Source organism: Shewanella aestuarii (assembly GCF_014647215.1).
GTDB lineage: Bacteria > Pseudomonadota > Gammaproteobacteria > Enterobacterales > Shewanellaceae > Shewanella > Shewanella aestuarii.
Genome location: NZ_BMOT01000001.1, coordinates 798431 through 821659, shown reverse-complemented (window position 1 = coordinate 821659; position 23229 = coordinate 798431). Strand labels below are relative to the sequence as shown.

Here is a 23229-nt window from a genome sequence, read left to right as displayed (position 1 = left end):
TTGTGTCTATTAGGACTGTTCGGTAAAATTTGCCATCATTCAAATTCAATGTTGGTAGTAATTGAGAACTTGGACACACCCTCGGGTTGGTTTAACTGCATTTTGCAGAAATTTTCTTTGACTCCAGCGTTTTCAAACTATAATATGCGCGCCTTATGCAAACAGTAAAGATACCGGTTTCAATTGATCCTTTTCGTGCTGCGAGTAGCGGTCTTCGTTATGAAGGCATTGTTCCTAGCAGTAATAATAAGCGATTAAATGAGTTATGTGCCGGCGACTGTTCCGACGTAGTTGTGTCGTTGGAATGTGGTGTCGACTTACAGGGGATAGTCTACCTTCGCGGGAAGGCTGTGACGGAGCTCACTCTGCTATGTCAACGTTGCATGACACAATATGCTACTGAGGTTACGGTCGACTTTTGTTTCAGTCCTTGTAAGAATGAAACAGAAATCGATGAGCTCCCGGATGCGTATGATCCAATTGAGTGTAATGAAATTGGTGAAGTACGTCTGCATCAATTGATTGAAGATGAATTGATAGTCGCTATGCCGATTATCCCTATGCATGAAGATACAGATTGCAGTTCGGGATCAAAAGACATAGTTGTAGGCGAGATCGACCCCGCTCATGAGGAGCGTCCAAATCCGTTTGCAGTGTTAGAAAAACTGAAGAGCAAGTAATCGTAGGAGACAAGTCAAATGGCTGTACAACAGAATAAAAAATCTCGTTCAAAGCGCGGAATGCGCCGTTCACATGATTCATTGAGCACTGCTCAATTATCAGTAGACGCTACTAGCGGTGAATTACATCTACGTCACAACGTGACTGCTGATGGTTTCTACCGCGGTAAAAAGGTTATCAACAAGTAATTTGTTGACAACCTGATGACGGATCTGACGCTTGCGTTAGATGTGATGGGGGGTGATCATGGCCCCCACGTCACAGTGCCTGCAGCCTTGCAGGCACTGAAATCTAATTCCTCACTTCACATTATCCTTATCGGCAATCAAGCTGATATTGAACCTTTGCTTTCATCAACTGAACCATCCATTCTAAAACGTATTGAGCTGATCCATACCACTGAAGTGGTTACCATGGGCGACAGGCCTGTGCATGCTTTACGTACGCGAAAAAATAGTTCAATGCGTGTTGCGTTAGAACAAGTTCGAGATGGAAAAGCTGCTGCATGTATCAGTGCCGGTAATACTGGTGCGTTGATGGCCATGGCTAAAGTGTTATTAAAAACCTTACCAGGTATTGATCGTCCTGCATTAGTAACCTGTTTACCCACAGTCACCGGTAAACCAGTTTATTTATTAGATCTTGGTGCTAACGTAGCTTGCGATTCTGAAACCTTGTTCCAATTCGCGGTAATGGGCTCGGTGTTATGCGAAGCCATCCACAAAAAGTCACGCCCGAAAGTAGCATTACTAAATGTTGGCATTGAAGAGATAAAAGGGAATGATCAAGTGCAGCAGGCAGGTCAGATACTGCAGCACACAGAACAAGTCAATTATGTCGGTTTTGTTGAAGGTGATGAAATCTATACCGGTAATTTAGATGTCATCGTTTGTGATGGCTTTGTCGGAAACATAACCTTAAAGACTTCAGAGGGCATAGCTAAGCTTTTAGTTCACCAATTAAAGCGCGGACTAAATAGTGGCCTATTTGTCCGTTTACTGTCCAAACTCATAGCACCACGCATACAAGCAGTACTCAGCAAGATGAACCCCGACCACTATAACGGTGCAAGTCTGATAGGATTGCGCGGAATAGTAGTAAAGAGTCATGGAAACGCTGATGAAGCTGCCTATCTACAAGCCATTAATTTAGCAGCAACAGAAGCGAAACGTCGTCTTCCTGAAATGATCAATGATCGTTTGGAGTCGATTCTTTTAGACATCAATAGCTGATCTCATTATATGCATACAAAAATTCTCGGAACAGGCAGTTATCTGCCTGTGCAAGTGCGCAGCAATCAAGATTTAGAAAAAATGGTCGAAACAACTGACCAATGGATTAAGGACCGTACTGGTATTTCAGAACGTCGCATAGCCGCCACAGATGAGTCTGTATCCACCATGGGCTATCAAGCTGCGCTCAAAGCTATCGAAATGGCCGGTATTGAACCTTCTGAATTAGATATGATTGTGTGCGGTACAACCAGCGCGCCCAATGCTTTTCCTGCCGCGGCGTGTGAAATTCAAGCGATGTTAGGTATTAAACAAATTCCTGCTTTTGATATTGCGGCAGCATGCTCAGGTTTTGTTTATGCGTTATCGGTAGCTGATCAATTTGTTAAAACAGGCGCAGCAAAGAAAGTATTGGTTATTGGTGCTGATGTTTTATCGCGCATGTGTGAACCTGACGACCGTTCGACAGTGATTTTATTCGGTGATGGTGCTGGTGCGGTTGTGATTGGTGTAAGTGAAACACCAGGCATTATTAATACCCACATATATGCAGACGGTAGTCAGGGTGATTTGTTAAAGTGCTCATTCCCACCTAGAGCCAATGAATCTTCAGAAGCTGTAGGTTATATGACCATGAAAGGCAATGATGTATTTAAGGTGGCGGTGACTCAATTATCAAACGTAGTCACAGAAACACTTAGAATTAATAACGTTGATAAATCTGAAATTGATTGGCTAGTCCCACATCAAGCTAATTTTAGAATTATTAATGCGACAGCTAAAAAACTCGATATGAGTTTAGATAAAGTGGTATTAACTTTAGCCAGGCATGGTAATACTTCAGCGGCATCTGTGCCAATTGCATTAGATGAGGCTGTTCGTGATGGCCGAATTCAGCGTGGTCAATTATTGCTTTTAGAAGCCTTTGGAGCAGGATTTGCTTGGGGCAGTGCGCTAGTGCGTTTCTAATTCATTTTATTTAATAACAGGTAATTAATAATGGAAAATGTGGCTTTTGTATTTCCCGGACAAGGTTCTCAAGCCGTTGGCATGTTAGCCGATTTAGCACAAGAACATGCCGTGGTTTCACAAACGTTCGCCGAAGCCTCTGAAGTGCTTGGCTATGATTTATGGGCTCTTATTCAAGATGGTCCAGTTGAATCGTTAAATGAAACAGATAAAACCCAGCCAGCTTTATTATCCGCCAGTGTCGCCATTTGGCGCGCATATCAAGCCAGCGGTAAGCCCGCTCCAGCTTTATTAGCGGGTCATAGTCTAGGTGAATATTCAGCACTTGTGTGTGCTGGTGTCATTGATTTTAAGGATGCGGTTAAGTTAGTTGAGCTTCGTGGCCAGTTAATGCAGCAGGCTGTACCCGCAGGAACAGGTGCTATGTATGCCATTATCGGCTTAGACGATGAAGGTATTGCTAAAGCCTGTGAAGAGTCAGCCGAAGGTGCCGTGGTAAGCCCTGTTAACTACAATAGCCCAGGACAAGTGGTCATTGCTGGAGAGAAACACGCTGTGGAGCGTGCAGCGGCTGCGTGTAAAGCCGCAGGGGCAAAAATGGCTGTGGCTTTACCTGTAAGCGTACCTTCACATTGTGCGTTAATGAAACCAGCGGCAGATAAATTAGCCCAGGCATTAGCGAATATCAGTTTTTCAACGCCTGTAATCAAGGTCATTAATAACGTCGATGTCGCTATGCCAACAGACAGCCAAGCAATTAAAGATGCCCTAGTGCGTCAATTGTATTGTCCTGTTCGCTGGAGCGAAACCGTCACTTTCATGGCAGAGCAGGGAATTAACCAACTTGTTGAGATGGGACCAGGAAAAGTATTAACTGGTTTAACAAAGCGTATAAATAAAGCCGTTTCAGCCCAAGCTGTCAATGATGTAGTTTCATTTGCAGCATTAACTGAGTAAGGAATAAAAATGAGCATTAGCTTTAATTTAGAGGGTAAAGTTGCCCTTGTAACAGGTGCTAGCCGTGGTATTGGTCGAGCCATTGCTGAAACCTTAGTACAAGCTGGCGCAGTAGTTGTTGGCACGGCTACCAGTGAAAAAGGCGCAGCAGCTATCCAAGATTACCTTGGTGATAAAGGTTTTGGACTTGTGCTGAATGTCACAGATAGTGAATCTGTTGCTAATTTATATAGCCAGATCAAAGAAAAAGCTGGCGATGTTGATATTCTCGTGAATAATGCAGGTATCACTCGTGATAATTTATTGATGCGAATGAAAGATGATGAGTGGCAAGATATTATTGACACTAACCTTACTTCGTTATTTAAATTGTCTAAGCCAGTAATGCGATCTATGATGAAAAAGCGCTTTGGACGTATCATCAGTATCGGTTCAGTTGTAGGCACGATGGGAAATGCAGGCCAAGTGAACTATTCTGCTGCTAAAGCAGGTTTAATCGGTTTTACTAAATCTCTTGCTAGAGAGGTTGCATCTCGTCAAATAACAGTGAATGCTATTGCTCCAGGTTTTATCCAAACAGATATGACTGATGAGCTGACACCAGAGCAACAACAAGCTATTATGTCGCAAGTTCCGATGGAACGTTTAGGGCAAGCGCAAGAAATTGCCAATGCAGTATTGTTTTTGGCCTCAGATTCAGCCGCTTATATCACAGGCGAAACATTGCATGTGAATGGCGGAATGTACATGGTTTAAAGCGATAGGCAGGAAACTGCCTTCATTTGAGTCAGCGTTAGAAACAGTGTAAATTTTTATCTTTGTGGTTAGACCACAAAATCTAAGCTTGCAATGTTATCTAAATCGAATAAAATACTCGCAATCTTACGCAAGTGCGTAATTTGAATAGGAAAGAGAACTAATGAGCAACATCGAAGAACGTGTAAAGAAAATCATCATTGAGCAACTAGGCGTTAAAGAAGAAGACGTTAAACCAGCTGCTTCTTTCGTAGACGATTTAGGTGCCGATTCTCTGGACACCGTTGAATTGGTTATGGCTCTAGAAGAAGAGTTTGATACCGAGATCCCTGATGAAGAAGCTGAAAAGATCACTACTGTTCAAGCAGCGATCGATTACGTTTCTAAGAATCAGTAATCCAGAATTCACAGAGACAGGCGGCATTTATTGTCGCCTGTTTTTGTTTCTAGTTTTGTCATTTAAATTAAGCTTTTATTAATTATCCATATAAAAACGCCTGTTCTAGTAGGTTAACCTGTCTTAATTTTCCCCTTTCGGTTAATCGCCGTTGCTAGACTATTTGGCATAGTGTATTTAAAAGGTGAAAATCATGTCTAAACGTCGTGTAGTTATTACTGGTCTTGGATTAGTTACTCCAGTTGGTAATGATGTCGAATCATCTTGGAAAGCATTACTTGCTGGCCAAAGCGGTATAGCCCCAATTACAAAATTTGACGCTACTGAATACGGTACTCGCTTCAGTGGTTCGGTTAAAAACTTCGACATTGAGCAGTATTTAACTAAAAAAGATGCTCGCAAAATGGATTTATTTATCCAGTATGGCGTCGCAGCAGGTATTCAAGCTATTAAAGATGCTGGATTAGATATGACTCAGGAGCGACCTGAGCGTGTTGGAACTGCTGTTGGGGCAGGCATGGGCGGTATGCCATTAATCGAGCAAAACCATAGTGCATTACTTAATGGTGGCCCTCGTAAGGTTTCTCCGTTTTTCGTACCAAGTACCATTATTAATATGATATCAGGTCATTTGTCGATCATGTATGGCATGACAGGTCCTAACTTTGCTGTCACTACAGCTTGTACAACCGGTGTGCACAATATTGGTTTTGCGGCCAGAACAATTGCCTATGGTGATGCTGACGTGATGATTGCCGGTGGGGCTGAAGATGTAACTTGTCCTTTAGCTATCGCAGGTTTCGGTTCTGCAAAAGCCTTATCGACACGTAATGATGATTATCAAGCCGCAAGTCGCCCTTGGGATAAAGATCGCGATGGCTTTGTTATTGGTGATGGTGCTGGCGTATTGGTGATGGAAGAGTACGAACATGCAATAGCGCGTGGTGCTAAAATTTACGGTGAGCTAGTAGGTTTTGGTATGAGTGGTGATGCCTTTCATATGACTTCGCCTCCTGCTGATGGCGCAGGCGCTGCGGCAGCTATGGTAAATGCTATCAATGATGCTGGCATCGCCAAAGAAGCTGTTGGTTATATCAATGCTCATGGCACATCAACACCTGCTGGTGATAAAGCAGAAGCCGCCGCGGTTAAATCAGTATTTGGCGCACATGCTTATGATTTACTGGTGAGCTCAACTAAATCAATGACAGGCCATTTACTTGGGGCGGCTGGTTCAGTTGAAGCGATTATTACTTTGCTAGCACTTCAAGCTCAACATATTCCTCCAACCATCAATTTAGATAACCCAGATGAAGGTTGTGATCTAGATTTTGTGGCTCACACCTCACGCAAGCATACCTTTGATTATGCTCTTTGTAATTCATTCGGTTTTGGTGGCACGAATGGTTCATTACTGTTCAAAAAAATCTAAGCTTTATTGAGTGACAGTGATGAAAGGGAAGATAGCAATCTTCCCTTTTTTATAGGCTGAAAACAATTTAGCGTAACTTTCCATTTCGCTGCCTTGTTTGTTTAGCGTAAACTGCAATTAACATATTTTCGAGGATAAACATTATGGCTGGTGTAGACAGACAACTTACTCTGAGGTTTTTAGCTGAGCCTGCTGATGTCAATTTTGGTGGTAAGGTGCACGGCGGGGCTGTAATGAAGTGGATCGATTTAGCCGCTTACGCTTCTGCAGCTGGCTGGAGTGGTAAGTATTGTATTACTGTATATGCAGGCGGGATCCGTTTTGTTAAGCCCATCCACGTTGGGAGTATTGTTGAAGTTACGGGTAAAATTATTTACACCGGCACTTCGTCTATGCACGTAGCAATTGATGTGAAAGCGGGTGATCCTAAATATTCAGAACGTCATTTAACGACTCACTGTATTGTTATCATGGTAGCGGTAGATGACGAAGGTAAACCGACTGGCGTGCCAGAATGGATACCACAAACCGAGGATGATGTTCGACTGCGTGATTCTGCACTTCGCCTAATGGACATGCGTAAACGCATAGGCGCAGAAATGGAAGCGCACGTAAAACCTATTGTAGAATAATCGAAAATATCAAATTACTTATGGGGGAGTTATGGCTAAGGTAGCATTTTTGGGGTTAGGGGTAATGGGCTTTCCAATGGCGGGACATTTAGTCAGTAAAGGCCATGAAGTGACAGTTTATAATCGTACTCAAGCTAAGGCTGATTTGTGGGCTGAGGAGTATCAAGGTAAAACCGCGCTGACACCTAAAGAAGCCGCTATTGGCCAAGATATTGTGTTTACATGCGTGGGTAATGATGATGATTTACGTCAAGTGGTATTAGGTGAGAATGGCGCAATTCATGGAATGCATCCTGGCAGTGTTTTAGTCGATCATACCACTGCGTCCGCCGATGTTGCGCGTGAAGTAAACGCTGTTTTAGCAGCCCAAAACATCGCCTTTTTAGATGCACCGATTTCTGGTGGTCAAGCTGGGGCTGTTAATGGGGTTCTTACTGTGATGATGGGCGGCGAGCAAGCAGCATTTGAAATTGTAAAACCAATTATTGCGGCTTATAGTCGATGCGCAGAGTTACTTGGGCCAGTAGGCTCAGGTCAATTAACTAAGATGGTCAATCAAATCTGTATCGCTGGTGTGGTTCAAGGTTTAGCTGAAGGGTTACACTTTGCGAAAAGTGCAGGTCTTGATGGTTTAAAAGTTATCGAAGTGATTAGCAAGGGTGCCGCGCAAAGCTGGCAAATGGAAAATCGATATAAAACCATGTGGCAAGGTGAATACAACTTTGGTTTTGCAATTGATTGGATGCGTAAAGATTTAGGTATTGCTTTAGATGAAGCTCGTCGAAATGGCTCAACTTTACCTGTGACCTCATTGGTTGATCAATTTTATGCTGACGTTCAAGCGATGAAAGGCAATCGTTGGGATACATCAAGTTTGTTAGCTCGTTTAGAGAAAAACCGCTAGTTGTGATGTTAATGTAGTGGACAATAAAATTAAAAAGGACTGCTATGCAGTCCTTGTTGATTTTAAAGCTAGCGAGTGAATTAAGTTTTAGGTAGGGTCAACCACAATATGTTCTAACTCTATCGCCGCAATGGTGTGTAATGCATCCATAGCTGCACCAACAAGGCTAATTTGTCCTTTTGAAGACTCAATCAATACTGCGCGCTTAATGTCACTATAATCACGATTATGTCTAATTAAATTCGACAATGCCATTTGCATAGGTTGCATTGATGGATTAAAGGCAGCATTTTCAGCATATCTGCCACAAAATGTCGCACCATCATGTGTTTCAAGAACAACCGCCGCATGACAGTTTGTGTAAGGAGCATAACTCAATCCCGCCTGATCTAAAGCTTCAATAATGAGCGGATCGCTAGATTCTAAATTGAATTCAATGATGCTTTTCGATAACAATGGACGCGTTACGTTTAAGTCTGTCGGCCCAAATGCATAGGGTAAATAATGACTTAATGGCGCAGTCGCTTGGCCTGGTAAGTGAATATTGATTTTACTGCCATCAACAAGCTCATTGATAAATTGACGACAATGTCCACAAGGACTGAAATTGACCACGATATCGACAATGTGGGTTTCACCGCTTAACCATGCATGGCTAATCGCGCTTTGTTCGGCATGAACGGTATGAAATAAAGCTTCTCCTGGTAACTCAAGATTGGCCCCCATATAAATATCACCACTGCCACCTTTAGCAATTGCTCCTACAAAAAACTGACTAAGGCTAGGGCTGGCTAATGCAGCGGCTACTGGCAACAAAGCAAGCAATAACTCCTGCTCAGTCAGTTTTGTTTTATCCATAAGTTCAGATAATTGATTTGCATCGATATGACCGCAAAAATCATCATGTAATAATGGTACTAATGCCGATGATAATGGTTTTGAAAGTTGGCTAATACTGTCTATAAATCTGTTTTGCATTTCCCTTGTCCTTAGATGAAACTCTTCATATTTGAACTTAAGTGTTTGGCTAATATCAATATACTAGAGTGATTGTAAGTATTGGTATAGGGCTTTTAATAGCTTTTGTTTATGTTCATTGTCGCTGGTTTCTTCAACCAAGTTTTCGAGACGCATCACATAATCGGCATCCATTAGGCGTTGTTGACAAAACTCTCGCCATTGAAGGCTTTCTTGATGGCTTAATGTTTGTGGATAATTGCGAGCTCGATAGCGAAATAGCATACTATTAATACGTGGATCATCGAATTGTAATTCCAGCGCGGCTAAATTTTGAGCTTGAGTATTACGCACGATATCAATTTTAGCCTTGTCAGCATGACTGAAGAATCCACCACTATATAGCATCAAATCTGGGTCCGTAATTTCAGGCCTATCAGATTCTATTTCGAAAACAGCATTCAATTTCTCACGAATATCAGGGCTGTTTTTCAAGCGTTTATACTGCTCTCTTGCAAAATCTTTATCAATCTGCAATCGAGAAGTAACCTCATCGTCGAGTAACTTTGCCGAACCGATAAACGGACATTTATTAATATGGATTTGTTTTATAGGAATAGGCAATTCGTCTGGTGCCAAATTTGCCCGAGAAGTATACATTCGCTCAGAAATCTCAGCTGCACTTAAGGCGAGTAATGGTGAGATATCCATGGCCAAATTAACACAAATGACGGCATTTTTGTTGCTTGGGTGATAAGCCACCGGCGCGATTAATGTTGTACAGCCATTTAACGCACTGATTTTTGAACTCACATGCACTAAAGGTTGCATTTTGAGTACATCAATTTGATCGCTTACAGCCTGTTTTCGTCTTAGGTTGAAATAATAGTCATACAACTTAGGCTGCTGTTGTTTAATGAGCTTTGCCATGGCTATGGTGGCATACACATCTGACATCGCGTCGTGCGCTTTTTCATGACTTAAGCCATTGGCGACCGTCAGTTGTTCTAGTTTAAAGCTTGGAGATCCGTCTTCTTTTAGTGGCCATGTAATCCCATCGGGTCTAAAAGCATAGCAAGCACGTACTAAATCAATTAAATCCCAACGCGAGTTTCCTTGCTGCCATTCTCTTGCATAGGGATCGATAAAGTTACGATAAAAGCCATAGCGGCTGACTTCATCGTCAAAACGTAATGAGTTATATCCTACAACACAGGTCTTTGGCAGACTGAATAAAGCATTTATTCGCTGCATAAACTCTGCTTCAGGCATGCCTTTATTATTGGCTAATTGCGGCGTAATACCTGTGATCAATATTGCTTCAGGGGAGGGCAGATAGTCTGGAGCAATTTGGCAATAAAAAGTTTCTGGCTCGCCAATAATGTTAAGGTCAAGATCGGTTCTAATGCCGGCAAACTGACATGGACGATCCTTAGCGGGATTGGCGCCGAATGTTTCATAATCGTGCCAGAAAAGCGTGGGTTGGATAGCATCTGCCATAATGTAATTTCTCTGTTAATGATAGTATTATCTTAGCATTATTTTGTGCAGGAATAAGTCGTTGGAGATTTATCATTTGATGATTGCTAGTTTAATGTGCAGATAATATGACATTTGCCGATAAGCTTGTATAAACTAATAACTCTTTTCGATGTATTTTAAATTCATTTTAATTAAAGCCTAACTTACTCTTTGTTAATGGATAAAAGTTTGCTGTTAATGTTTTTAGGTAAAAATCACAAAACCTATGTGTTATTGTTTACTCGAATTAAGCAAAAAATGATTATTATATTTACGACTGCAAGCCGAGGGTGTTGATTTTTATTGGCCAAACTTAGTTCGAATTAGACCATCTTATTCACTGAACAATCAATGACACCTTCACCAATAAATGGGTATCTTTGAGTATAAAAGAACCGGTCAGCTGACCTCTTAGGACAGTATCTGAAATTGGTGCCTACAGTGACAGCGAATTCTTATTGATAGACAATACCTTCATTTACAATCTAATTTTACAAATTAGCTGTAAATTTATATCTGAAGATCAATCGCTTCTATCAGCAAGGTTTTTAGCAAGGTTTTGCTGTACACAACAAATTAATGCTCATTTTACAAAACGACTCAAAAGGAGTTTAAATGCACCAACACATTTGTAGTCATCCAAGGGTTATTCAGATAAACCAGCCAACAATAGTAAAAGTGCGTTTATTAGATAATATCGATGATTTACTTGTGCTTGCTTCACTGAGTAATCCGTTATTTGAAATGATCATTAGCCAAGTTGATGGCGTTGAGGCTACATTGATTTTGCGGCAGCAGTCGTTTGTGAGTATTGAATTTGAAAAGACGCAGCATGTTGCTGAAAGATTTGATGTAAATAGACACGTTGGGCAAGGTGTTCGGTTATATTCCAGAATGGCATTTGCGCCACGAATTTGCATTGAGCAGCTAAAAAAAGGCTTTGACATTATTTTGCAAGTTGATGGTGATGTCTATTTTACTGTTATCGAAAATATGCCTTTTGAATTGATACCGCTGGAGCAAGATTTGCGGTTATTATGTGAACCTCAAGTGTTAGTCGTAGCCAAAACCATCTTAGGGCAGAAAGCATCGCATGGAGAATCATCTACTGCATTAGCTCTCCATATAAGTGAAGTTGAACACGTCAGGCGTGATATTGCTGACTATATGCGAGGGGAGTCAGGAAAAATACACCCAGGAGTATCAACTGAGCTGTTAAAACTTGATCTTTTATTGCAAAATAAGCGCCAATGGCTAATGCGAACTTACCATCAATCATTAGAACGTCCTAGTTTATCAAGAGCCTCTAATGAAGCCTCGCTAGATATTGAAAAACTGCAACAAAAACTCGAATGCTACAATTTACTTGCGCCTTCAGATGTCACTGAACTGGTTAATCAGCTTTCAGATGATGAAAACTAACTACTTATAAAGAATTGTTGATGTCCTATATTTGCCCAATTTGTCAGCTTAATCTCAATCAAACTCCAACTAAAACATGGTTTTGTGCTAACAATCATCAATTTGACACAGCTAAGGAAGGCTATGTTAATTTATTGCCGGTTCAAAAAAAGAAATCAAAAGATCCCGGCGACAATAAAGAGATGATGCGCGCAAGACGAGAGTTTCTGAACAAAGGTTATTATCAAGCATTAAGTGATCAAGTAAATCAATTAGCAGCATCTTATCAGCCGCTTGCAAGAAATATTTTAGATATTGGTTGTGGCGAAGGTTATTACAGTGACAGGTTGATTAATCAAATTAAGCAGACTCAGGCTGATTGTCAGTTATGGGGATTAGATATCTCTAAAACTGCGGTCAAATATGCTGCAAAAAAATACCCTCAAATGCATTTTTGTGTGGCAAGTGTGTTTGAAATGCCTCTTGCTGATAACAGTTTTGATTTGGCTATCCGTATTTACGCGCCTTCAAAAGTGGAAGAGTTGCAGCGGGTGATAAAGCCAGGCGGCATACTAATTACTGTATCACCAGGCCCTAAGCATCATTTTGCAATTAAGCAGGTTATATACGCACAGCCGCATTTACATCCGCATGAGCCATTAATGCTAGACGGTTTTGAATATGTCAAACAACATAGTCTTGAATATAACCTTGAACTAACAGATGAGAATGATATTGAACATCTGCTAAATATGACACCATATGCTTGGAAGTTGACTCAATTGCAAAAGCAAAGAATGGCGGATGAAGGATTAAATTGTGAATTAGATTTTAAAATTGAGATACATAGACGTCATATGTGACATGACATTCGAGTATTTACACCAATAAGGTGTTGATGAATTTAGATAAACACCCAGTTTAAACATTAAATAATTGTGAACCTTGACATGATGTTTGTTGACTTATTCTGAGAATGGTTTATAGTCTACATAGCTTGAAGGTTGGGCTTATTTTTTGTGTTTCAATACGATCAGTTTCGTCCTGTGAACATAAGTAATACCGGCATTTTCCAGCTTTACCGCCGTTTAGGCTTTAATTTATATTTACAGGATTTATATCATGTCTCAAGTTACTGGTGTTGTTAAGTGGTTCAACTCTGACAAAGGTTTCGGATTTATCGAGCAAGAGTCTGGTCCAGACGTATTCGTTCACTTCCGTGCTATCAACTCTGACGGTTTCAAAACTTTAGACGAAGGTCAAAAAGTTTCTTTCACCGTGACTCAAGGTCAAAAAGGTCCTCAAGCTGAAAACGTAACTATCGTTTAAGCTATTATTTCACTTCGGTGAATGGACTTAAAGCTGTGGCACATGCCGCAGTTTTTTTTTGCTTTTTTTGTGTTCCTCTAGATATTCCCTTCTAATTGAAAGCAGATTGCTACAATTACAGACTATAAAACCAGTTAGTCAGCTTTTGATTTATTTAACGTGATTTGCTGATCAATATGTATTACCTGATGATATCCATACGGATAAATGAATGTTATCTGTCGATTCCCATTGCATTCATTACTTGCCAATTCAGTAGCCATGGAGTGCTTTCTAAGTAATGGTATTTTGGCGTTGAAGTTTAGGCAACTGGATCTGAATAACTCTGGTTAAATATGCCATTTTCGGTGTTATCATGTTAGCAGCTTTAATCTATTGAGATAGGTTATTTGAAGCCAGATCTGCAACCCTAAATATTTGGATTTATTCGTATCAACAAATCAATTTAAAGACTTCGTATAAGGAGTGAGGATGTATGAGCAACAGCCTAAGCTGTTACTCATTAAAGCGAATGCCGTTTGTGGTATATCAATACAATTATGTACTTAATTATACTGTGAACACTGGAACATTATGATGAAAATAGAGTGTCTTCTAGGGTTCTACCTTTCAATAATGATTTATATTGCCATTGGTTCTGCGCAAGTAAATTAAATAATTGCTGCTCTAATGAAAAGTTTACTTGAGTCGGGTATTCAATGATAAATTGATGTTCTGTGCTTTGAGTGACTTTAGTGATATTAGTTAACCCAAGCAACGCTTGATGCACCGAGGCCATATCGACTTTCTTCATTACCAAGGTAAGGTAATCAATCTCCTTCGCTGATTGAATTGAAAGGGATTGTTTTAGTTTACCTTCCTCAAGATAGATTACCTGATCACATAATTTTTCAAGCTCATCGAGGTTGTGAGAACTAATCACAAATGTGGTGTGCTCGGAAAGTTCATCGACAATTTGTCGAATCCGCCTTGCATTAGCAGGGTCCAAACCCGCAGTGGGCTCATCTAATAATACTAATTTTGGAGAGCCAATTAGTGCTTGCGCTATTGATACTCGCTTACTCATACCATGACTTAAACTTTTAGGTTTGGCCTTTGCTGCCTTAGTTAAGTCAACTAACTCCAAAACTCTCATCGCTTCGTTTTTAGCAGCCTTACCTTTTATCCCTTGAAGTTCAGCAAATAAGCGTAACTGACTGAGTATGCTGCTATCAGGATCAAGCTGTGCATCCTGTGGTAAGGCAGATAAAACCCCATGTAGTTTAGGGCTGCCAACGGGTTCACCCATTATCATTACAGTCCCACTGCTTGGTTTGATATAACCAGATAAAATACTAAAGAGGGTTGTTTTGCCTGCGCCGTTTGGGCCTACAACAGCAATAGGTGAGCCAGCTTCTAAAATGAAGTCGACTTCAGACAAAACCTGCTTGCCACCATAACTTTTACTCAGTTGCTTACATCGAATTAAGCTCATAGTGCGCTCCTTTGCATAACTATGCGGCCAATAATTAATATTACTGCTGTTTGTATTAATGGGATTGGAGCATAAGTAAAGGCTGCTAAACCTTGGGTGTTAACCATATTAGATAATTGTGATCCAGGAAGTAGATAACTGAGCATTTCAAATCCGGGGAATTTGACGTTGACCAAAGTAATAATAATGGAAACGATAACCCAAAGAATAATGGCGAAAATACTGGCTTGACGAGCACTATTCGCTATAAGTGATAGCAGTGCCATTGTTGCGATATAAGGCAGTACAACAATCAGCAAGTTTGCGAAAATGATTAATGCTGTGTTGATTGCTGGCATCAATAATCCAGTATCTCTACTCATCACTAACAAAGTGGTCGCAATTAAAGTGATTAATATTAAAAAGCCTTGGATGAATATCTGTCCTAAAAATCTTCCAAAAAACAAACTATTGCGGCTCACTCGTAAGCTGACAAACCTAAGGGTGCCACGTTGCTTGTCAGAGCTGAATTGGTCTGCGGATATAAAAATACTGAACATGGGAAATAAGTACAGCGCGGCAACCCAAAACATAGCGAATTCGGAAACTTGCCAATTAAACAATTGATCTAATGTCGTTGGGCCAAAAACTGCTGCAATAAACTCTTTAAAGCTTGGCTCCATGATGATATTTGATGCTTCTTTAATGGGGTATATTAAGATAACACTCCATACTAAAATAAAAGCAATTAACGCAATAATTCCGCTACGGCTACTAAATCGTTTGCTGAGTTCAAATTTAGCCAACTGCCAAATATGTGTGATTCCAGATGGCGATGACACTGCTAGGCTGTTCATAACATTCCTTTCTTGATTAAGCCAAAAATGAGTTAACGTCTTAAGACATCAACGCCTCAAGAGAAGCTAACTTTTGCTCAAGTGATTCTATTCTTTGCTCTAATTCGGCTATCTTTTGATTAGCAGTAAATGATTGTTGCGATTGCGCTGAAACATCTAAGTTGCTGACTGAGTTTGCTTGATGGTCTTCAATCGAAGTGCTAAATAATTCAATATAGCGACAATCACGTTTGCCGGCTTCTCTGGCTAATTGAGCCACAAAAGCTTTGTCTTGTTTAACTAGCTCAAGTAATAAAGCCTCTACTTGAGTCACATCTGCAAATTCAAATAAGCGGTTTGTACGTGTTTTTAGCTCACCTGGCGTTTGCGCGCCTCGAAGTAATAACACACAGCACAGAGCATATTGAGCGGGGGTAAGTTTTAAATCACTAAATTCAGTGTTACAAAAACGATGTTTATATTTGATGACTCTGCTGCCAAAGCCTGATTGCTCACTTATCAGCCTTTTTTTAGCTAAGCCATCAATGATGATTTGAACTTCAGACTCAGTGAGTGACATCACTGGATCTCGACTGCTTTTTTGATTACAGGCTAAGGTAAGAGAATTGAGCGATAGTGGATATTGTTCAGGTGTGGTGATTTCTTTTTCCATCAAACAGCCGATGACTCTGGCTTCTAATGCATTTAATTCCATTGATGGTGATCCTTAAATAAAAAAGCATGGGGATGTTATATCATCCTCATGCTTGTTTTAACAACGATATCAATGTAATCGGTTATGTCGTGAACAATATGCGATTTTTGAGCAACTAAACGAGTCGAATACCGTCTTTTTCGATTTTTATTTGACCACCTTTAAACAAGCCGCCGATAGATTTCTTAAAGGCTTTTTTACTCATGCCTAATTGGGCGTAAATAATGTCAGCATCTGTTTTGTCATGTAAAGGTAAGAAACCGTTAGCTTTTGCTAGTTTATTCATGATCAATGTGGCTTGTTTATCGAGTTCTTGTTTGGATCCCTGTTGTAGCACAAGATCAATTTTGCCATCACTGCGTAATGTTTTAATAAAGCCAATTAATTTTTGGCCGAAACGTAATGGCTGAAACACTTCGTTTTCATAAATCACGCCCCAATGCTGATTATTGATAATCGCTTTGTAGCCTAAATCTGTGGTGCCGCCAATAATTAAATTTACCTGTTCACCGACTTCATAATCTGCAGGGGTTTTATCTAAAAATTTATCAACCTTTGAAGAGGCAACAATACGTTCATCTGCTCTATTAGCATGAACATATACAAGGTATGAACGGCCATCTTCAATGGTTTTATGTTGTTCACCAAATGGTAAAAATAGATCTTTATCAAGACCCCAATCCAAAAATGCTCCATATTCACTGATAGCGGCAACTTTTAAATAAGCGAACTCACCTATTTGAGCAAATGGTTTTTGGGTGGTTGCAATCACTTTGTCATCTGAATCAAGATATAGAAATACATCAATAGATTGTCCTACTTCATATTGCTTAGGTACAAATTTTTTCGGGACTAACACTTGGCCCAGTTCATGGGCATTCACATAAATACCAAAACTGACTTCTTTAACGATTTCGAGTGAATAGCTTTTACCGATTTGTATCATGTGTATCTCTATCTTTAGCTGCATCTTTAAATGCAAACGATTACTGGGAGTGGGGCAATAATTTTCTGCTGCATAGTATACACGCTTTTTAGATTAATGAGTGATTTAACAATAATAGTGAACACACTGCCTAAATTAGCCGTATTAGGGTTTTATCTATGTCTGAGGGGGAATTCTACTTGCAATGAAGCACAATGCGCGGTTTAATTGCGCCGTTTTTTAACGGTCGACTTTTAAGGTTTAACACACTGACGAATGAGTCTTTATGGCCTCAAAAAATCAACCTAAGTATTTATGCACAAATGATTTATAAGTATTCATTTGTGCTTTAAGCAAACTTAGACAACCATTTGCAATGTCCCGCTATAATTGTTAAAAACTAAGCGGCGAGAGTGGCAAATAAAGTACGTATAGATGAAAAATCTACTAGATTTAATAATCTTAATCTGGTTAGAAAAAATTGCCATTTTTCATCTACTATACATCTCATAATGCGACAGCATTATGTTGATTTTATTCACAAGCCTTATTGCATTTTTCAAACGCAATGCAGCAAGGTAAATACGGAAAAAAATTATGTCTGATTGGTCTATTGAAGATGCTCGTGCGGGTTATAACGTAACTCATTGGAGCCAGGGTTTTTATGGTATTCGTGAAGATGGAGAAGTGACAGTGTCACCTAATCCATCGCAACCAGATCATAAAATCGCACTGAACGCATTAGCGAAAGATATGGTTAATGCGGGTGTATCATTGCCTGTTTTAGTACGTTTTCCACAAATCCTTCATCACCGCGTAGAAAGCTTGTGTGAAGCATTTAATGATGCAATTCAAAAGTACGAATATCAGAATGATTACTTGTTGGTTTATCCTATTAAGGTTAACCAGCAACAAACAGTTGTGGAAGAAATTCTAGCTAGCCAAACTTCTAAAGAAGTGCCGCAATTAGGTTTAGAAGCCGGTAGTAAGCCAGAGTTAATGGCTGTATTGGCCATGGCGCAAAAAGCCAGCTCTGTGATTGTTTGTAATGGCTACAAAGATAAAGAATATATTCGCTTAGCACTAATTGGTGAAAAATTAGGCCATAAAGTTTACATCGTGCTTGAAAAGATGTCTGAACTTAAAATGGTATTAGAACAAGCACAAGAGTTAGGTGTGACTCCTCGTCTTGGTTTACGTGTTCGTTTAGCGTTTCAGGGCAAGGGTAAATGGCAGGCCAGTGGTGGTGAAAAATCGAAATTTGGTTTATCAGCAGCCCAAGTGTTGAAAGTGTTACAAGAATTAAAAGACACTAATATGCTTGACTCTTTACAGTTGCTTCATTTCCACTTAGGTTCGCAAATTGCCAACATTCGTGATATTCGCCAAGGCGTTGGTGAAGCAGGGCGATTCTATTGTGAATTACGTCAATTAGGTGCAAAAATTGAGTGTTTCGATGTTGGTGGTGGTTTAGCCGTTGATTACGATGGCACCAGAAGCCAAAGCAACAACTCAATGAACTACGGTTTAAATGAGTACGCAAATAACATCGTTAACGTTTTAACTGATTTATGTAATGAATATGAGCAACCTATGCCTCGTATTATTTCTGAATCAGGTCGTCACCTTACTGCACATCATGCAGTGCTGATTACTGACGTTATTGGTACTGAAGCGTACATGCCTGAAGTGATTGAAGCGCCATCTGAAGATGATCCACAATTATTGCACAACATGTGGCAATCTTGGTTAGAGATCAGTGGTGGTCAAGATCAGCGTGCGATGATTGAAATTTATCATGATACCCAAAGTGATATCGCTGAAGCGCACTCTTTGTTCGCTGTTGGTCAATTTACTTTGGCTCACAGAGCGTGGGCTGAACAAACACATTTACGCGTTTGCCACGAAGTCAAAGGCTTATTAAGTAATAATAACCGTTACCACCGTCCGGTAATTGATGAATTAAATGAAAAGTTAGCTGACAAATTCTTTGTTAACTTCTCTCTATTCCAATCGTTACCAGATGCTTGGGGTATTGATCAGGTATTCCCTGTATTGCCTTTGTCAGGTTTAGATAAAGCACCAGAACGTCGTGCCGTGATGCTTGATATTACCTGTGACTCTGACGGTATTGTCGACCAATACGTTGATGGACAAGGTATTGAAACAACCCTGCCGGTTCCGGCCTGGAGCGCTGAAAGCCCTTACTTAATCGGCTTCTTCATGGTGGGTGCTTACCAAGAGATTCTTGGTGATATGCATAACCTATTTGGTGATACTAATTCGGCCGTTGTACGTATTGATGAAGATGGTTTAACCAATATTGATTCTGTATTACAAGGTGATACCGTTGCTGATGTGCTCAAGTATGTGAACTTAGATGCCAATGCATTTATGCGCACATTTGAAGAGTTAGTTGAACAGCATATTGCTGAAGACGAAAGAGCAAGCATCTTAGAAGAATTGCAAGCGGGTCTAGACGGTTATACATACCTTGAAGATTTTTAAATATTATTGAATTAATATTTGACTAATTCATTGATAGTAAGGCTTAGTTATGAATAATGACTAAGCCTTTATTTATTTTTAATCTAGTGAGTCACTTAGAATTTATATGTTTTTTGAAGGTTCTGAAAAAAAAGCGGAAATTTGGATTGAGCCTTCAATGGCTTCGCTCCGTGCTTTGCCTCAATCCTTCTGGATAAAGATGGTGAGCTTAGCTAAGGCCGATATTTTGTCACAGATCAGCAATGATCAGTGTGATGCATACTTGCTGAGTGAATCGAGTTTATTTGTTTGGGATCATAAGGTTGTTATTTTAACCTGTGGTTTATCGACATTAATTGATAGCGTTAATGATTTCATTAATAGCCTAGGTACCGACAATATTCTATTTTTAACCTATCAACGGAAAAATGAATATGTGGCTCACCTACAATCTTCAACCTTTATTGATGATATTACTACCTTAAAACAAATAGTATCAGGCACAGCCTGTCGGGTAGGCCATTTAGATAACCACCATCATTATATTTTTACCAGTGGTGATGTGAGCCTAATCAGTGCCCAAGATAATACCTGTGAAGTGTTGATGTACCATATTAGCGGTGTAGTGGCTGACTATTTACGCACCGAGCAACAATCAATATCTAAAATATATGCACTTTTACAATTAGATGAGCTATTTGCGGGTTTCACATATGACGCACATCTATTTACACCACTAGGCTTTTCTATCAATGGCATTAAAGATGATTTGTATTACACCATTCATATTACGCCACAAGAAAAAAGCTCCTATGTCAGCTTTGAAACCAATGTGGATTTAAACCATTCACCATCAAATATAGCCGCGAAGTTATTGGCCATTTTACAACCGAGAAGCTGGGATATTATCGGATTCAACTCAGTTGTAGCAGGGCCAAACATGCCAGAAAATATCTGTTTAGGCCATTGCTCATATCCAGTGAAGCAAGGTTATAATATACATTTCAGCCACTATCAGCAGCTTTGCCCTGAAGTGCTGAGTCCTGAGTTTTTATAGTTCGTAAACGGCTAGGTAATATGCCGTTTTAAATGATATTTAACATCAACAGTGTCGGCCCAGTTGATGTGCTAGATACAGAGACACCAGTATATGGCGGTTTAATCAGTACAAATCGATGAGAGTTATTGGCCGTTGACGTGATATGAGTCTTGTTGGTATGGATGCGGTAGTCTCATCATAAGATTCAGCCGATAGTCACGTACTGCTGGAGTCATACTCGGTCTAGAAATTTTGCACCTTTGGGCATAAGGTAAAAGGCCTAATTTTAAAATTGTCAAAACCTGAGTCAAATAGGTAGTCATATTAAATAAAGTATTTATTGAGCCAGTTTAACTAAAAATATACTCAGTTAATTAAAGGACATATATGAGCGATTTAAGTGATATCCGCCGCGAATATACCCAAGGTGGATTACGTAGAGCCGATTTACCCAGTAATCCTATGGATTTATTTGAAACTTGGTTAACACAGGCTAAAGATGCCAATTTATCTGATCCGACAGCAATGTGTGTTGCGACAGTCGATAAAGATGGCCAACCATTTCAACGTATCGTGTTACTTAAAAAGTTTGATGATAAAGGTTTTGTTTTTTTTACCAATCTTGAAAGTCGCAAAGCGTGCCATATCGAATTCAACAACAAGGTGAGTTTACATTTCCCTTGGCATCCATTGGATCGCCAAGTGTCAGTGTTAGGCGAAGCGGAGCCATTATCTATGATTGAAGTGGCAAAGTATTTTATGAGTAGACCCAAAGATAGCCAAATCGCTGCTTGGGTATCAAAACAGTCGAGTAAAATTTCTGCGCGTCAGGCATTAGAGGGTAAATTTGCAGAAATGAAAGCAAAATTTGCTCAAGGTGATGTGCCATTGCCTAAGTTTTGGGGAGGCTATCTTATTCGTCCTCAAAGTATCGAATTTTGGCAGGGCGGTGAGCACCGTTTACATGACAGATTTCTTTATAGTAAATCGCCAGATTCACAGTGGCAAATTGATCGATTAGCACCCTAATAAGAGGCTATAATGCAAGCGAAAATATGGGTTGATGCAGATGCTTGTCCTAATCCGGTAAAAGAAATGTTGTTTCGCGCAGCAGAGCGGAAATCGATTAATATCGTGTTAGTGGCCAACCAAATGATAAAAGTGCCTTTGTCACCATTTATTAAGATGATCCGTGTTAACTCAGGTTTCGATGAAGCCGATAATTATATCGTTGATCAACTTAGCGAAGGCGATTTGGTCATAACCGCTGACATACCTTTAGCTTCAGATGCAATAGAAAAAGGGGCGTTGGCGATTAATCCCCGTGGTACGGTTTATACACCTGAAAATATTAAACAAACATTAACCATGCGTGATTTCATGGAAGAAATGCGTAGCAGTGGCGTTCATACTCAAGGACCCAATAGTTTTTCCCAAGCGGATAAACATGCCTTTGCTCAATCATTAGATAAATGGTTAGTTAAACGTCGCTGATCTATAATCAAATGTGTCTTACATACAAAAGGATTTTAAGATGAAAAAATGGTTATCGATTCTTGCTCTCGGTATGTTGTCGAATATTGCGCTTGCTGGCGATTGGTCGATAAATAACAACCAGTCTACAGTGAGTTTTATTTCAATTAAGAAAAGTGATATTGCAGAAGTTCATCGTTTTAAGCAAGTTGAAGGGACGCTGACAGACGCAGGTAATTTTTCACTAGCAATTGATTTAGTCAGTGTCGACACTGGCATTTTGATTCGAGATGAAAGGATGCAAGGGTTACTGTTTGAAGTGGCTCAATTTCCAAAGTTAACCCTTAGTGCCAAAGTTAACCCCCAATTATTAGCTGATTTACAGATCGGTGAAGTAATGACGTTACAGGTTGATGGTGAAATTGCACTGCATGGTAAAAAACAAACTAAAACGTTTAACGTATTAGTTGCTAAATTATCAGCAAAGAAAATGGTTGTGACAAGTTTAACCCCCGTGGTGATACAAGCGGGCGATTTTGACCTTGCCACAGGTGTTGAAAAGTTACGTGATATTGCTGGATTAACCAGTATCAGTTTAGCAGTGCCGGTGTCATTTGTGATAACCTTATCGCAATAGTGCCCGTAATAAGAACCTATACTATGGGTGATTGAGGTTTAGGTATTCATAATCTTATGAATACCTAAAATTATAAACAGACATCACCAACAAAGTCTCCGGAGCTCAAATGGTTACAGATAAAGATGGTTACATGCATTTAATTCAGTATTTAACTGAACATTTAGGTTTGTTTGAAACGCCTGAAAACGATGCTTTAGTGTCTGAAACTGTTTTAGAATTATTTGAGGAGCAATTATCCGCTCAAATTATTATGGTGTGTGGTCAAAACCCTCAATTATCATTTGCTCAGCGCAACATGGTGATCCGTGAAATTGATGCAATAGTTTATGACTTAGAAGAAATTTTAGCTAAGGTTGCAAATCAAAAGGCCACGCCAGAACAAAGCATTTTTATTGCTGAGTTTTCAGGCTTAATCAAAAATTTATTTGATCAAGAAATTGATCATATATTGCGTTAACTATCCATACCCTCAATATCCATTTTTAGGAAAAAA

At 39.8% G+C, this 23229-nt stretch carries 25 protein-coding genes; 19 read left to right on the top strand and 6 right to left on the bottom strand.

The features are described 5' to 3' along the window. Positions 1-155 precede the first annotated feature (155 nt). From yceD to IEY03_RS03540, 10 genes are all read left to right on the top strand, one after another. On the top strand, positions 156-680 hold the full coding sequence (yceD, locus tag IEY03_RS03585) for a 23S rRNA accumulation protein YceD (protein ID WP_188839943.1): 525 nt from the start codon (positions 156-158) through the stop codon (positions 678-680). 18 nt (positions 681-698) lie between these two features. After that, entirely contained in the window at positions 699-869 is a 171-nt protein-coding gene (rpmF, locus tag IEY03_RS03580) for a 50S ribosomal protein L32 (RefSeq protein WP_011636967.1), read from the top strand. Positions 870-884: 15 nt separating this feature from the next. Further along, a complete protein-coding gene (gene plsX / locus IEY03_RS03575) occupies positions 885-1913 on the top strand; it encodes a phosphate acyltransferase PlsX (RefSeq protein WP_188839942.1) in 1029 nt (342 codons plus the stop codon). A 9-nt stretch (positions 1914-1922) separates the two neighbouring features. Continuing rightward, positions 1923-2882 (top strand): beta-ketoacyl-ACP synthase III, encoded by a 960-nt coding sequence (locus tag IEY03_RS03570; protein ID WP_188839941.1) that lies wholly within the window; start codon positions 1923-1925, stop codon positions 2880-2882. Positions 2883-2912: 30 nt separating this feature from the next. After that, the gene (fabD, locus tag IEY03_RS03565; protein WP_188839940.1) at positions 2913-3839 is read left to right on the top strand and encodes an ACP S-malonyltransferase; all 927 of its coding nucleotides are present in this window, start codon (positions 2913-2915) and stop codon (positions 3837-3839) included. A gap of 9 nt (positions 3840-3848) precedes the next feature. Then, positions 3849-4595, top strand: coding sequence for a 3-oxoacyl-ACP reductase FabG (gene fabG / locus IEY03_RS03560; RefSeq protein WP_188839939.1), 747 nt, complete (start codon positions 3849-3851; stop codon positions 4593-4595). A gap of 163 nt (positions 4596-4758) precedes the next feature. Further along, positions 4759-4992, top strand: coding sequence for an acyl carrier protein (gene acpP / locus IEY03_RS03555; RefSeq protein WP_011865403.1), 234 nt, complete (start codon positions 4759-4761; stop codon positions 4990-4992). Between the two features lie 193 nt (positions 4993-5185). Beyond that, positions 5186-6424, top strand: coding sequence for a beta-ketoacyl-ACP synthase II (gene fabF / locus IEY03_RS03550; RefSeq protein ID WP_188839938.1), 1239 nt, complete (start codon positions 5186-5188; stop codon positions 6422-6424). A gap of 143 nt (positions 6425-6567) precedes the next feature. Beyond that, positions 6568-7056 carry an acyl-CoA thioesterase gene (locus IEY03_RS03545; protein ID WP_188839937.1) on the top strand — a complete coding sequence of 163 codons (489 nt, stop codon included), beginning with the start codon at positions 6568-6570 and terminating at the stop codon, positions 7054-7056. A gap of 31 nt (positions 7057-7087) precedes the next feature. Then, the gene (locus IEY03_RS03540; RefSeq protein WP_188839936.1) at positions 7088-7960 is read left to right on the top strand and encodes an NAD(P)-dependent oxidoreductase; all 873 of its coding nucleotides are present in this window, start codon (positions 7088-7090) and stop codon (positions 7958-7960) included. Between the two features lie 87 nt (positions 7961-8047). Here the strand turns inward: IEY03_RS03540 and cdd are convergent, their stop codons facing one another. Together cdd and sbcB are read right to left on the bottom strand one after the other, a co-directional pair. Continuing rightward, on the bottom strand, positions 8048-8938 hold the full coding sequence (cdd, locus tag IEY03_RS03535; RefSeq protein WP_188839935.1) for a cytidine deaminase: 891 nt from the start codon (positions 8936-8938) through the stop codon (positions 8048-8050). A 63-nt stretch (positions 8939-9001) separates the two neighbouring features. Then, entirely contained in the window at positions 9002-10417 is a 1416-nt protein-coding gene (sbcB, locus tag IEY03_RS03530; RefSeq protein WP_188839934.1) for an exodeoxyribonuclease I, read from the bottom strand. A gap of 636 nt (positions 10418-11053) precedes the next feature. Here sbcB and IEY03_RS03525 point away from each other — a divergent pair. From IEY03_RS03525 to IEY03_RS03515, 3 genes are all read left to right on the top strand, one after another. After that, positions 11054-11860, top strand: coding sequence for a hypothetical protein (locus IEY03_RS03525; protein WP_188839933.1), 807 nt, complete (start codon positions 11054-11056; stop codon positions 11858-11860). A 20-nt stretch (positions 11861-11880) separates the two neighbouring features. Further along, positions 11881-12702, top strand: coding sequence for a 23S rRNA (guanine(745)-N(1))-methyltransferase (gene rlmA, locus IEY03_RS03520; RefSeq protein WP_188839932.1), 822 nt, complete (start codon positions 11881-11883; stop codon positions 12700-12702). Positions 12703-12961: 259 nt separating this feature from the next. After that, positions 12962-13168, top strand: a complete 207-nt coding sequence (locus IEY03_RS03515; RefSeq protein WP_188839931.1) for a cold-shock protein — start codon at positions 12962-12964, stop codon at positions 13166-13168. 571 nt (positions 13169-13739) lie between these two features. On the opposite strand, the gene IEY03_RS03510 is transcribed toward IEY03_RS03515, so the two are convergent. From IEY03_RS03510 to IEY03_RS03495, 4 genes are all read right to left on the bottom strand, one after another. Further along, entirely contained in the window at positions 13740-14642 is a 903-nt protein-coding gene (locus IEY03_RS03510; protein WP_188839930.1) for an ABC transporter ATP-binding protein, read from the bottom strand. Continuing rightward, entirely contained in the window at positions 14639-15478 is an 840-nt protein-coding gene (locus IEY03_RS03505; RefSeq protein WP_188839929.1) for an ABC transporter permease, read from the bottom strand. The genes IEY03_RS03510 and IEY03_RS03505 overlap by 4 nt, the downstream gene beginning before the upstream one ends. A gap of 40 nt (positions 15479-15518) precedes the next feature. Next, positions 15519-16172 carry a YceH family protein gene (locus IEY03_RS03500; protein ID WP_188839928.1) on the bottom strand — a complete coding sequence of 218 codons (654 nt, stop codon included), beginning with the start codon at positions 16170-16172 and terminating at the stop codon, positions 15519-15521. 115 nt (positions 16173-16287) lie between these two features. Beyond that, positions 16288-17118 carry a CvfB family protein gene (locus IEY03_RS03495; RefSeq protein WP_188839927.1) on the bottom strand — a complete coding sequence of 277 codons (831 nt, stop codon included), beginning with the start codon at positions 17116-17118 and terminating at the stop codon, positions 16288-16290. A gap of 576 nt (positions 17119-17694) precedes the next feature. Between IEY03_RS03495 and speA the strand changes: the two genes are divergently transcribed. The 6 genes from speA to IEY03_RS03465 all read left to right on the top strand — a co-directional run bounded on the left by speA (position 17695) and on the right by IEY03_RS03465 (position 23193). Further along, the gene (gene speA / locus IEY03_RS03490) at positions 17695-19605 is read left to right on the top strand and encodes a biosynthetic arginine decarboxylase (RefSeq protein WP_188839926.1); all 1911 of its coding nucleotides are present in this window, start codon (positions 17695-17697) and stop codon (positions 19603-19605) included. Between the two features lie 106 nt (positions 19606-19711). Then, positions 19712-20641, top strand: a complete 930-nt coding sequence (locus IEY03_RS03485; protein WP_188839925.1) for an adenosylmethionine decarboxylase — start codon at positions 19712-19714, stop codon at positions 20639-20641. A gap of 369 nt (positions 20642-21010) precedes the next feature. Next, on the top strand, positions 21011-21652 hold the full coding sequence (gene pdxH, locus IEY03_RS03480) for a pyridoxamine 5'-phosphate oxidase (protein ID WP_188839924.1): 642 nt from the start codon (positions 21011-21013) through the stop codon (positions 21650-21652). A gap of 12 nt (positions 21653-21664) precedes the next feature. Continuing rightward, positions 21665-22117, top strand: a complete 453-nt coding sequence (locus tag IEY03_RS03475; RefSeq protein WP_283103308.1) for a YaiI/YqxD family protein — start codon at positions 21665-21667, stop codon at positions 22115-22117. A 40-nt stretch (positions 22118-22157) separates the two neighbouring features. Next, the gene (locus IEY03_RS03470; protein WP_188839923.1) at positions 22158-22733 is read left to right on the top strand and encodes a YceI family protein; all 576 of its coding nucleotides are present in this window, start codon (positions 22158-22160) and stop codon (positions 22731-22733) included. Between the two features lie 109 nt (positions 22734-22842). After that, positions 22843-23193, top strand: a complete 351-nt coding sequence (locus tag IEY03_RS03465) for a DUF3802 family protein (protein WP_188839922.1) — start codon at positions 22843-22845, stop codon at positions 23191-23193. Positions 23194-23229: the final 36 nt, after the last annotated feature.